The organism is Richelia intracellularis HH01, assembly GCF_000350105.1.
In the GTDB taxonomy this organism is placed as follows: Bacteria; Cyanobacteriota; Cyanobacteriia; order Cyanobacteriales; family Nostocaceae; genus Richelia; species Richelia intracellularis.
The window spans coordinates 234,661-247,859 of record NZ_CAIY01000044.1; the positions used below are offsets into that span (position 1 = coordinate 234,661).

Here is a 13,199-nt window from a genome sequence, read left to right on the forward strand (position 1 = left end):
ATATTTTTTGCTGAAGTTGGCCGTAATTTCAAAGATGTTAGAATGAAGTGACAAAAATTGGTATGAAAGAAACAGAATTGTAAGTTGATAGAAGTTTAGATTGACATGCAACTATTAAACAAATATAGGTATACACTAATAAAATGGTAATCATTCATAGAAGCAAATAATTCCTTTAATCCATAATTTGAAATACTTATTCTGAATTGGCATTGGGATGCAATATCTCATCTTAACTTTGATTAAATTTAATAGTGATAGTTCTTTTTCAAAGATAGCAAAGGAATTATTAAATTAACACTTCGGTATGGTGAATTCATATTTAATAAACTTATCCTTATAAACAGCTGACTTATCCTTATAAGTATTGAATATACTAAATCCTGATGAAATCAGCACGTTACAGCTTATCTTTGCCTAATATTCAACTTTCCTATTTAGAGTGGGATGAAGGAACAAAACCCCTATTACTTTTGCATGGATTGGCAGATAATGCACTAGTATGGGCAAGTCTGGGCGATTATCTTGCATCAGAATACCATATTATCGCCCCTGATATGCGCGGTCATGGTGATAGTAGTAAACCAGAAGAAAATTATAGTTTTACAAGTACAATAGCCGATTTGGAAGCTTTGATGGATCATCTGGAGTGGGGCAGTACTCATATTGTTGCCCATTCTTGGTGTGGAAAGCTAGCTTGCATTTGGGCAAAACAAAACCCCCAAAGATTACGAAGTATGGTGCTGGTAGATCCAATATTTGTGTGGAAGATGCCCATATTTCTGAAGTTAACATTTCCCCTACTATTTCGCGTTTTATCTTCTCTGCAAGGAATGGGCCCATTTCCTAGTTATCAACTAGCTGAATCGAAAGCACGTCAACTAACTCAATACCGAGAATGGACACCCTTACAGCAAAAAGTATTTAAAGCGGGTATAGAAAAAAACTAATGGAAATTGGGGGAGTAAATTCACTACAGTAGCCCGTAACCGTATTTTTGAACAAGTAATGGCAGTACCTGGTTTAACAGTTCCCGTGTCTACCCCCACTCTATTTATACAGCCAGTTAAGGGGGTGAACCGTTTAGATTATCAACTTAAACCCTATAAAAAGTATCTAACCAATTTGCATATTTGCAAAATCCCTGGCAATCATTGGCCTTTTCTAAGTACACCGAATATTTTTAATCAAGTTATAGCAGACTTTTTAAAGGACAAGATAGACTTGTAATATTACACGCCAAGCACTAACCATTAAGTAATTTCAAATAATACCCTTTCCATTACTAGCAAATTCGTCAATTGTTTGTAGAGAAAGTTCATGATTTGTAAGGGACTGTATAATTCCAAGAGGTAAAGTTAAATGTCTAGCACCCGCCCTCAGAGATGCAATGGCTTGAGTAGGGGATTTTATACTTGCCGCCATTATTTCGGTTTGACTACCAGCTAAAATACTAGCCATATCAGTCACTAGAGCAATCCCATCACCCATTAGCCTGGTGGTTCTATCTACATAGGTAATTGCATATTTTGCCCCCGCTTCTCCAGCTACTAAAGCCTGGGATGGGCTATATATACTAGTAACAGCACAAGTAATATTTTCCATGAGACAAGCAAGAGCCTTAAATCCCACTAATGAGGCAGGAATTTTTAGAACTGTTTGGCTACCAATCATTTCGAAGGCTTGTTTTCCTTCCGCCAGCATTTCCTCAAAATCTGAGGATACAAGTTGATAAAATATAGGCCCAGTCGTTAAACTTGCTAGTCCTTTTAAAGTTAATTCTACTGGCAAATCAGTTTTTCCTAATAAGTTAGGGTTTGTGGTAATGCCCTTAACCCAGCCCCATTCTTGGGCAACCCGTGCTTCAGCAATAATTGCCGAGTCAAGATATATACTCACTTTACTCTCTCCTGATCAAGTTTAAGGTGCAAATTATTATAGTGATGGAATAGCTGTTAAATATTATTCTGTGGAATAATATTTAACAGCTATTTAACAAAATGTTGAAGCAACTTAGTAGCAAAAATATTGACTTCTGGCACCTTCATTATGGCTGTGATAATTCCAAATAAACATAAACCAACTGAGCTTGATATTACTAATTGCAATAAAAGAGTTATTAATCCATGATTTCCTAAGAATATCTGACAAAGCTGTAAAGTGGCGAAACTTGTCACCCCAGCAACAACACTTGCACCAGCTAAACCAAGAATGGGTAAGCTCCACTCCATTATCGGCAATCCATTTAACTTGCGATTAAGAATGAACAGCAGTAGAAAGACAGAATTACAGTTTACACCTAGTGTTGCTAGTACTAAACCAGGAGCACCCAAAGTATTTACAAATATGTAATCGAATATAATATTGAGCCCAATATTAACCATACTAATACAAAATGGAGTTTGACCATCGCCCAAGGCATAAAACACACGCACTAAGACATCTCGTCCTAAATAGACAAACATTCCAATACCGTTAACAATTAGTAGGGAAGATACTAGAACTGAGTCCTTGTAATCAAAAGCTCCTCTTTCATATATAACCTGGACAATGGGTAAAGACAATGCAACCATTAATGCTCCTAAGGGCAACATGGTAAAGGCAGAAAGTATCAACCCCTGGCGAATACGTAACTTGAGCTCCTGCCGATATTGAATGTCCGTAAGTTGAGAAAATAGTGGTAGCAAAGGGACTAAAATTACATTGGAAATTATTCCTAAAGGAGTTTGTACTAATAATCCTGCATTGGCTAAGCCTGCCGCTACTCCATTCACGGGAATCAGGGAGGCAAAAAACAAGTCTGTGTAGAGATTGATATGCAACATCCCTGAAGAGAAAGTTGCAGGAAGCATTATTTTCATCGTATTTTTCACCTCAGGTTGATGAAAATCTACCCGCAAGGATAATTGACTTAAAATTCCAGCTTTTATTTGAGCAAGTACCTGAACTATGAATTGTAAAGTTGCCCCAGCCACAGTAGAAATTGCTAAAACTATTCCCCCTTGGACTAAATATTCAGGATTACTAGTTTGATTATCTGCCTGTAAAAAGAAAATACCCACTCCCAGAATAACAGAGATACTTGAGAACAAAGGGCTAATGGAAGGTAGCCAAAATTGATTGTTAGCATTGAGAACTCCAAAACTAATACCAATGAAACCTGCCAATACAGCTATGGGGGACATAATCCGCAACTGATGAATTGCTATAACCCTGACAATTTCTTTCTCTGGAGTTCTTAAACCAGGTGCAAATATATCAATGAATTGGGGCGCAAAAACTGCTATTGTTATAGCAACAATTATTAATACTCCTCCAACTAAAATGGTAACAGTTTCCACAAAAGGAGATGACTTCTTATCATTCTGTTTTGATAAAACACTGATGATTGCACTATAGAAAGGACCGTTGATACCCCCTAATAAAACTAGTAAAAAACCAGGTATTGTATAAGCATAATTGAAGGCATCTGCAGAGGGTCCCAAACCAAAAGCTGCGGCAACAACCAGCTGGCGCACGAAACCAAAAATTTTACTGATTAACGTGGCTGCGGCAACAATTCCCGCGATACCGACCATAGAGCGAGGAGTTTTTTGTTGAGTCACAAATCATTATCTGGCAAATGCCGATATGTACCTAACCTGAAATTTTGCCATCTTTCAGGAACATTTTGGAATAGGAAACAGGTTAAATGTTTGAAATATTTATTTCTTATTCCATAATACTCATATCTTCTCAGACTACCAGTCCTTACCAAAACGAATAGTAATATCAGACTCCAGATCCCCAGTAGCAGAAACTTCCACAGTTCCAATACCTAATATCCGTCGGATTTCCTTCCCTGCCTCTAAATTTCCCTTCTGAGCAATAATCCTAGTGTTGGTTAAATTCTCAGAAGAATTGCTAATCCTATAAACCTTCTTAAAACCCTGTTTACGGAAGTAAGAAATTACTGTTTGAATTAAACTCTGATTTTTGGTAGAGTTCTGCAGTGCAATTCTTAAGTGCGTCAGCGGGCGTTTATCCTTTTGAGTTTCCCCAACTTTTACTCCAACATAATTACCCAATAACCTTGCCTTACCTTCTAAATCTAACCAATAACTGTCAGGATCTTTACTCAAAAGGCTGAATATGCCTGGCAAAATGGTCATTTGCAAATTATCTTGTTTTAATTTCACACAGAAGTTTACCAGTGCCATAACTTCTTCCATTTTCAAGTTGGTATCAAAATATTTACTTATCATCTGGGTCAAATAAGGTAATCTCATTAAAACATTAGGACTCAACAAGCGTTCCCTTAAAGCAATGAGTAAAGTTTGCTGACGCTGCACCCTAAATAAATCTCCGGTTACTTCCTCCCGGAAACGGACAAAGTTTAATGCTTGCTTTCCATTCAGGGTTTGCCAACCACTAGCCAAACTAACATTCAAATTCTCTGTTAAGTTTTTATAATTGATAGTCTTAGGGATAAATAGTTCCACTCCACCCAATTGGTCTATCAACTTTTGCAATACACTAGTAGATATACGTATGTATCGGTGGATTGGTGCATTATTTAATGTTCTACTAACTACACGTGCAGCTAATACTACACCACCATATACACTAGCTAAAGAAACTTTAGTTAATCCCTTATCAGGAATTGAAATCATTGTATCTTGGGGAATTGAAATCACTCGTACAGTTTTATCCCTAGGATTAAATCTTACCAGTAGTATAGTATTGCTTTGGTCAGAAAAGTCTTTTGTTGAGCTTCCTGTACTATTACGGACTGACTCTACTCCCAAAACCAATATATTCATAGGTTGTTTCAGCTCATACTCCGAAAGTCTGTGCCATAATCCTCCAGTAATTGGCTGTTTCTGATTACTCTTTGACCAACCTAACTCCTCCTCTGTTTTGTCTTGACCACTCCAAAGAGGAGTCCACAAGGCCAGAGTTGAAACAAGCAACCCGGATAGTGTCAAACCAACAAAAATCGTTAAGACCCAAAATAGCCATCGAGGCATACTCAAACCTAGTCGATAGTAAAGTTGACTGGGTATAGAGCTGCTGGAACCAGCATAACTAACCAAATCATGAGCCATATTTGCTCGTGGATCATGTACAACTTCCTGATGTAAAGGATTAGGGAAACTGTGTTCTTTTAACTGCTTTTGTCTAAATTCATGAATTTGTTTAACCACGAAAAACTCCCCACTTAGCCACTCCCATAAGAGTTATGTTAATTTAAGCTACCTTTTTCATTGGAAAAGACCACAGTAAACTGGAGAATATCTCAAGTTAATTTTTGTGGTAAAATGAAAAAACATATGTTCCCTGTTATTCTTGCCGGTGGTAAAGGTGAACGTTTTTGGCCTCTAAGTCGTCAAGATCGTCCCAAGCAATTCCTTAGTTTTGATGGTAGTTCTCAAAGTCTTCTCCAATTAACTGCTTCTAGGTTATTACCTATATCAGGCGGTTGGGAGAATTTGTGGGTAATAACTTCTAGTCAACTAGCTCTGGGAGTGAAAGACCAGTTACCACAATTACTATCTCAAAACTTATTAGTTGAGTCTCAAGGAAGGGATACAGCTGCTGCTGTAGCTTGGGCCAGTCTGGAAATAAAAAGGCGTTACGGAGATGATGCCATTGCTGGCTTCTTCCCTTCTGATCACTGGATTACGGACAAAAAAAATTCATATACACTTTAAATACAGCAGCACAATTAGCAGCCAGTAAACCATCAATTGTTATTCTGGGAATTGAGCCAACACATCCATCAATTGCATATGGCTATATTGAACAGGGTGATAAGCTCGGCAGCTTTAATGACTTAACAGCGCATCATGTAAAACGCTTTACTGAAAAGCCAGATCACAATACAGCAACCAAATTTGTGAATACAGATGGTTTTACTTGGAATACCGGGATATTTATTTTTCAAGTCCATGTTCTACTTGATGAAATGTATACCCATGCCCCCGAAATTATTGAACCTATAGAAAAATATGGTCCGGATATCTATCAGCAACTCCCCAAGAAGAGTATAGACTATGCAATTATGGAAAAAACCAGCTTGGCATATGTTTTACCCGTAAAATTTGACTGGGATGACTTAGGCGATTGGAATGCTATTGAGCGGTTGCTCAAAAAAGAAGGTAATCCTAATGTAGATATAGCCAACCATATTTGCCTAGATACCAAAGGTGCAATTGTTTATACAACCAACTCAGAGGATGTAATTGCTACCATTGGTTTAGAAAATGTGGTGGTTGTGCGTGACCATAACATAACTCTCATTGTAAAAAAAGAGCGTACCCAAGAAATTAAACAATTACTCAGTAAACTAAAGACTAATCCCAAATTTACTCCCCTTCTTTGAAGTATTATGTTGCTTTTATTTAGTTATCAAACAATTGGTTTGATAAAATCATTATGGAAGAATAAGTGCAAATTTACATACACGAATTATCTACCATGAAAAAATAAAAACTTTAGTTTTAAGAAGATTATAAATGCAGATGGTTTGACTTTCCCTCAACATTGCCTTAATTTTCATATGGGTATATTCTCTTTGACACTGAGTATGTAAAATCCTGTGTTTATATACTCATAATTTTTCTTATATACACAAAAAATAAATTAATGGACATTCATATATTATGAATGTAATCTTCAGAATGAAATTACAATTGATTAATATACAACAAAGGTAATTGTTTACTGTTGCATTAATTATCTTTGTTTCTCTTTGAGGTTATTTTCCAAAAAGAAATTATTGAATTTATGCTAACAGATATTTAGAAATACATATATTGTTTGGCAACCCGAGGTGTTCATAAATGAGCATCAATTATAAAAAAATGTTATGCTCAAAAATGTTTGAGTCGACTTTGTATTTATTGATATTTTAGTTTACTTTAATTGTAGTACAAACGATTTAATAGTTACATATTTATCAAATTTAGAAGGTGTGATACAAATATAAAATCGAATGTTTAATTTTATCGATGAAATTCAACCTTTACTTATTTTATTTTATGAGACTATGTATTTTATACATTAGTCTATTGTGATAAGGATACTTTTAATATAAAGACCGCATTAATGATGAGGATTTTGCTATAGTAACCCCCAAATAGTAAACTTAATTCTAAATATATTTACTTAAGTCACTTTTCACTCAAACCTTCCCACTAGGGATTTAAGTAAACTCTCATATTGCCCTATATTTGGATGCAATATTAAGTTGGTGTCTGTATTAGTTGGTTATTTAATTATGAGTACAGTTGTTTTTTCTATAAGTCTACATAATACTCAATTATCTTCACCAGTAAATAATATATTTCCCCAAGTATCTTGGGGCTATGACCAATCATTGATATTTATTTTGCCGCCATGCCAGAGCTATTAAACTAAAGTAGTTTTTGGGTTAATAAGGAAAAGAATACGTATTAATATCTTTTCCTTACCTACGAAACCAAAGCTTCCCCTCCTATCTCTATTCTCTAATTTTCAAATTTATGTCAATTATTTCTGTCAAAAATCTTAGTAAGACCTACCCCATTGCCATCAAATAGCAAGGTTTAGGAGGAACTTTAACGCATTTATATTTCGGCATATATACCTCAATATAAATGCGGTTATAGATGTTTACTTTGAAATTGATCCTGGAGAAATAGTAGGCTTTTAGTATCAAATAGTGGAGATAAAACTACCACACTGAAAATGCTAACTGGATTAGTTCATCCTTCTACTGGGGAATTGAGAGTGTCTGAACATATTCCTTTTTATCGTTAAGCAGCTTTTCTAGAAAAAATTACTCTAGTGATCGGGCAAAAACAGCAATTGTTATAGTATATTTCTCCTATAAATTCTTTGAAAATTAATGCTTTCATATATAATATCTCCAATAAATACTTTAAACATCAGGTGTGTAAATTAACAGAAATGTTATCCTTGAAAGGCAAACTTACACAACTTTTACCTTATACACAAACTTTACCCCAGGGAAAGAATGAAGCCAGAATTATTAGCATCAATATTACATAACCCTAAAGTACTATCTCTAGATGAGGCAAATTTAGGATTAGATATTACTGCTTTATACAAAAGGGTATTGGTCATTCATCAGGATAATTTAATATATGAATATGACGGAAGTTTAGATAAATTGTTAACATACTTTGTTACCTATAAGTAAATTAACTTAGAGTTGGAATATCCTTTGCCTATATAGAATGTATTGCTCTATGGGATGTACAAAATTGATTGGTATTATGTGTCGTTTAATTATTTTCTAAAAAAACTTACTAGAATGGTTTCTCATATTCTATCCCATTTAGAAGTAGTTGATTGAACTGTGAGCGAAGCACCGATTGAAAGAGTGATTAGTAGGTTATTTCAAACAGGTGCTTTTTGAAAATTTACTATTACTAAAATTTATTCTTTTTATAAGAACTTACATATTTGTTCACAAACAAAACTAAAATTCTAGACTTATAATTTTAAATTAATACTATTAGTTAAATAAATCTTTAGGAGAACTATTACATTGATAGCTGTATACTACGCTTGCATGGTAGAGTGCCAAGCCGAATTAGTTTTATGAATAATATCTGGTTGCTTACCTATTATTTTTATAAGTGTGTGGATAAAAGGATCACTGTTATGCAAATTTAGCTTTACTTCTGTGGAGTTTACCAGTTATTTTCTGGCAGTTTTTTTGGTAATATAATTGACCACTATGTGGGTAGTTTAGGAATTTGAAAAAGAGGTATTATAAGGAAAGCTTTCATTTCATCCAGATTGCTACAATCAACAGATCCAGCATGGTATCATATTGCAGAAAGAATAGCTCTCATAATTTTTATCTTTATCTTTACAGGTATATTCTTTACTTTCTTCTATCCCTAAGCTTTTTGGATAAGAAACTTATGGATTATGGTATTATTTATCCCTACCATAATTTTAGCATTTGCACTGAGGTTTATAATTCAGTAAACTTTTGGCATATTTGCGTTTTGGAATGAGAAGGCAAGTGTAATAGAAAATTTTTGGTTGCTATTTTATTTACTCTTATCTGGGTTGATTGCTCTTTTAGAAGTTTTCCCTGAATCAATACGGCGAATAGTTTTACTAACCACTTTCCCCTATTTGATAGACTTTTCCGGCAGTATTTTAATTGGCTTGCTAAAAAAAATGACACATATTTTTTTAGTAATCTTGGATTATTTTTTGTTATTCCTAGGGATTAATAGCTGGCTATAGCGACGGGGATTAAAACATTATTCTGGCATGGGAGCTTGAGAGATTTTAAGCGTTGATAATCATAACTTGTATGATTTTATATTTCCAGATGCTTATATGTTTTGGCATGCAAGTGTCAATTACTTGAATGAAATACCAGAATAATTTTGGTTATGTCATACTACTAGCAAAATATCTTATTAACTAAGCTAGTCAAACCTTACTAATATTCATAGTATTTCATTAAAAATTTCGTCATATTAGATGCTATTAGCTAGTAAAATTGCAAAGCATTTTCTAGTTACTTTGCAATTTTATACGTTGAATAGGTAAACTGATTAATTGCAGAGTGTATACAATTATTTAGGATAAAATAATATGAATTCAAGGCTAATCTATAATTTATAGGAAAACTACTGTTTTTGTATTTAGCCGCTAGATTCTTGACTAAGAAGCTATTAGAGGGTTCTTAAAAAATATCGTAGGTGTAAGAATCTGTAGGAAAATATCTGATATTTCATTTGAAATAGACCCAATTACAAACAAATAGCTAAAATATTTATTATTTATATATTTTTACATTCAATAGTGCTCTGATCTGATTAGGCTATATCATAGCCTCTAGACTGAAAATAATAATTCAAATACAATAAAGCAACCAAAAATATCTTATGCTATCTGGAGTTCTTATTAATATAAAGTTATAGGTTTCTTCAGATCTTAAAACTAATTGGATAACACAATGGTAAAAATTCATGTTCTATTGCATAAATATCACAAGTTCTCCCTAAAAGTCCCTACCTAATAGATCGGGATTATTTTTTGGCTTTTTCTCTGATACTCCTTGGATTTTTGGGAATTTGTTAATCTGCATAATCAATTTTTACTTTACTTGTAATTAAGACTTTCGTGATCATTCCCAAAGTCTTAACTCAATACTTCACTCGATTCCCATAAAAATTTTACTATTATCTAAAGTTATATCTGTGATGATCTCAGGTATTTTAAGTTGAGTAAAATACTCATATTAATTGTGCTAACAGCACATCATTCATCTACAAAGGTAGAAATTTTTATGGTCAACTTGCAAAACTATCAAAATATGGGAAGTCTTGTTTGTGATTTACCGAAGATGTATTTAATACCTTTAACCACTGAGTTTGGTTTTAGAAACTCAGTTTTATGTACTAGCATTCATTACTGAAATGAACTGCAGGGTTTGCTTACAGTATACGACCCAGCTTACCAAAAATCGTCCTGGTATTTTCCTGCTACCACATTAGTATTGCCCGCAACAGTTATTTTTAGTACTGACAAATTGGCCTTTGAAATCACTGAACAACTGATATAAATCAAAATCAAGTGAAGTTACCTGTAATTTGGCAAAGCCCTATTTTTAATTTGCACTGTATGTGTTCCACCTATAATTAGAATTATTAGGCTGTCTATTGCTTTCAAGGCAAATAATCTTTGGGACAATAGCAGGTTGATTTATGTTTATAAAACACCCTGATGGTCTGAAGCTATAAATTACGTGGATGTTGCTCTATCAATTTCCTTACTTGCTCCGCATGGTATGAACTTCTTGTTAATGGGGAGGAAACAACTTGTAAGAAACCTAGTTTCTCACCAAAAGCTTGCCAAGTGGCAAACTTTTCGGGGGCAACAAAATTATCGACTTGCAAATGTTTAGATGTTGGTTGAAGGTATTGTCCAATAGTTAGAATATCACATCCCACAGCACGCAACTCTTGCATACAATTTCGAACTTCTGCATCCGTTTCCCCTAGTCCAACCATAATACCTGATTTTATGTATATATGAGGTGCAATTTGCCTTGATGTCTGTAATAAATCTAAAGTTAGTTTATAATTTCCTTGAGGACGAACTCGCTTATATAAACGAGGAACAGTTTCTGTATTGTGATTTAGAACTTCTGGTTGTGCAGAGAGAATTATTTTCAATGCTTGCCAATTACCACACAAATCTGGAATTAACACTTCTATAGTTGTTTGGGGAGAAACTTTACGAATAGATTCAATACAATGGACAAACTGAGAAGCACCACCATCCGGTAAATCATCCCTATTGACAGAAGTAATTACAACATGATTCAGCTTCATGTGAAGTACAGCTTCTGATAATCGTGTAGGTTCAGTGGGATCTAATTCCTTTGGCTTTTTTTCAAAATTAATATCACAGTAAGGGCAGGCACGAGTACAAGTTGGTCCCATAATTAAAAATGTAGCAGTTCCTGCATGGAAACACTCACCAATATTTGGGCAGGATGCCTCTTCACACACTGTATTAAGTGCCAAACCCCTGAGAATTTCTTTAACATCTCCTACACGCTGCCATTGTGGGGCTTTTACCCTTAACCATTCCGGTTTAACAGTCATAAAATTCTAGGTTTTAAATTAATTCAATTTTCTGGCAAACAACTTAGGATTTCAAATTAAAATCCTATGATCCCATTTGATAGTGGCATAAAATGTGCTGCCATCAAGTGAAAGTTCTACATTACATTGGAAATTAGTATTAAACAACCAGCAAAATACCCAATTCGATTGCAGTAAATTATATTGATCCCACCATATAATTCCACCTTGGCACAATAATTTTCAAGAGCATACCTGATTCACTCAAATCTTGGCATTTATTATTCTATATTTTGACAACAGTTGCCATTATTAAGGTTCTCATTGATAGTAATAAATTATGCTAATTATAGCATTTAAGAATGTAAGAAAACTTAAATATATTTCAATAAAACACCTTCAGTTAAACCTTCTACTATATTTTCAGGTTTACAAGCAAATGTTAGCAAATTCATATGCTAAGTCAGGTATGTAAATTACAGTAACCCAAAAAAGAAATTATTTCGTACATTACACCATCAGGGGTACTAAAAAATTTTCATGGGATGGTGATGGCATCTACCTAAACCTTTAACCAGGAGGCCATTTCATCTGTCTTCCACCTAATAAATGTATATGCAAATGGTTGACTGTTTGACCAGCATCACTACCATTGTTTATTACCACACGATAACCACTCGCTAATCCAGCCTGTTTAGCAATATGCCTGACTATTAATAGTAAATGTCCAACGAGAGTATAATCTTGGGGCTCTACATCAGCCAATTTAGGAATGGGCTTTTTAGGAATGACTAAAATGTGAACCGGTGCCTGCGGCTGAATATCTTTGAATGCGAGTGCTAAGTCATCTTCATAAATAATATCGACAGGGATTTCTCGACGAATTATTTTGCTGAAGACCGTTTCTTTTATTTCACTCATGGCAACTCATAATTTGGTTACTTGTTAGAAACACTATAAGATTTAGTATCAGTAGTGGGAAATATTTAATTCACAGCCCACTAAAACTTATGGTATGTCAAATACTGATACAATTCCCTCAAAATTTTGGTGGAGTTAATACTTCCATTATTGGGCTAGAGATGGGGTAAAAATACCCCATCTCTAGGAGTCCTCTAAATTATAGAGAAGGGTATAACCAATTATTTATCAATCCTTGAAAATTGATGCGGTTAGTGAACATAGTTTAATTTTAATGGTATTCCCAAATAACATAGGGGATTTGTTGGCTAGTCATCAAGCGGGTGATTTTCTTACTGTAGAGTTTCCTAGAAACTTACGAGGTACATTTGATTCACCCAAGATCACCATATCACCAAAAATTTTTGTTTTTAAACGCTTGACACTTTTGCAGTTTTTACGATTCTGAATCTAGTTATGTATTGATCTTCAATGGTGATTATATAAATAATATAAGCATTTCTTTGTACTTTTTAAACCTAGTATTAATCTAGATAGAACTAACAAATTTTTGATGAAAAATGTCACGATTTTTATGTCTATCTTTAGAAGACAGTTTAATTAATATTTACCTTACCACTCAGTCAGTCATATTTAAAATCAATTTTGCCTTAGTTAGTATTGATTTGC

The 13,199-nt window shown here is 34.2% G+C and carries 6 protein-coding genes and 3 pseudogenes; 4 read left to right on the forward strand and 5 right to left on the reverse strand.

Annotation, left to right across the window (positions count from 1 at the left end; translation table 11 throughout):
• Nucleotides 1-386: 386 nt before the first annotated feature.
• Nucleotides 387-1,230, forward strand: a pseudogene (locus RINTHH_RS05670) (alpha/beta fold hydrolase).
• Nucleotides 1,231-1,263: 33 nt separating this feature from the next.
• On the opposite strand, the gene RINTHH_RS05675 reads toward RINTHH_RS05670, so the two are convergent.
• The 3 genes from RINTHH_RS05675 to RINTHH_RS05685 all read right to left on the reverse strand — a co-directional run bounded on the left by RINTHH_RS05675 (nucleotide 1,264) and on the right by RINTHH_RS05685 (nucleotide 5,186).
• Nucleotides 1,264-1,899 carry a transaldolase family protein gene (locus RINTHH_RS05675; RefSeq protein ID WP_008233991.1) on the reverse strand — a complete coding sequence of 212 codons (636 nt, stop codon included), beginning with the start codon at nucleotides 1,897-1,899 and terminating at the stop codon, nucleotides 1,264-1,266.
• Nucleotides 1,900-1,988: 89 nt separating this feature from the next.
• On the reverse strand, nucleotides 1,989-3,578 hold the full coding sequence (gene murJ, locus RINTHH_RS05680; protein WP_081606235.1) for a murein biosynthesis integral membrane protein MurJ: 1,590 nt from the start codon (nucleotides 3,576-3,578) through the stop codon (nucleotides 1,989-1,991).
• A gap of 162 nt (nucleotides 3,579-3,740) precedes the next feature.
• On the reverse strand, nucleotides 3,741-5,186 hold the full coding sequence (locus tag RINTHH_RS05685; protein WP_008233996.1) for an LCP family protein: 1,446 nt from the start codon (nucleotides 5,184-5,186) through the stop codon (nucleotides 3,741-3,743).
• 114 nt (nucleotides 5,187-5,300) lie between these two features.
• On the opposite strand from RINTHH_RS05685, the pseudogene RINTHH_RS05690 reads away from it, so the two are divergent.
• Both RINTHH_RS05690 and RINTHH_RS11210 read left to right on the forward strand, forming a co-directional pair.
• Nucleotides 5,301-6,364 (forward strand): annotated as a pseudogene (locus RINTHH_RS05690) (mannose-1-phosphate guanylyltransferase).
• 1,141 nt (nucleotides 6,365-7,505) lie between these two features.
• A pseudogene (locus RINTHH_RS11210) lies at nucleotides 7,506-8,404 on the forward strand (ATP-binding cassette domain-containing protein).
• A 2,350-nt stretch (nucleotides 8,405-10,754) separates the two neighbouring features.
• Here RINTHH_RS11210 and lipA read toward each other — a convergent pair.
• A complete protein-coding gene (gene lipA / locus RINTHH_RS05700; RefSeq protein ID WP_008234011.1) occupies nucleotides 10,755-11,630 on the reverse strand; it encodes a lipoyl synthase in 876 nt (291 codons plus the stop codon).
• A gap of 549 nt (nucleotides 11,631-12,179) precedes the next feature.
• A complete protein-coding gene (locus RINTHH_RS05705) occupies nucleotides 12,180-12,530 on the reverse strand; it encodes a histidine triad nucleotide-binding protein (protein ID WP_008234012.1) in 351 nt (116 codons plus the stop codon).
• A gap of 235 nt (nucleotides 12,531-12,765) precedes the next feature.
• Between RINTHH_RS05705 and RINTHH_RS10750 the strand changes: the two genes are divergently transcribed.
• Entirely contained in the window at nucleotides 12,766-12,978 is a 213-nt protein-coding gene (locus tag RINTHH_RS10750; protein ID WP_155943915.1) for a hypothetical protein, read from the forward strand.
• Nucleotides 12,979-13,199 lie beyond the last annotated feature (221 nt).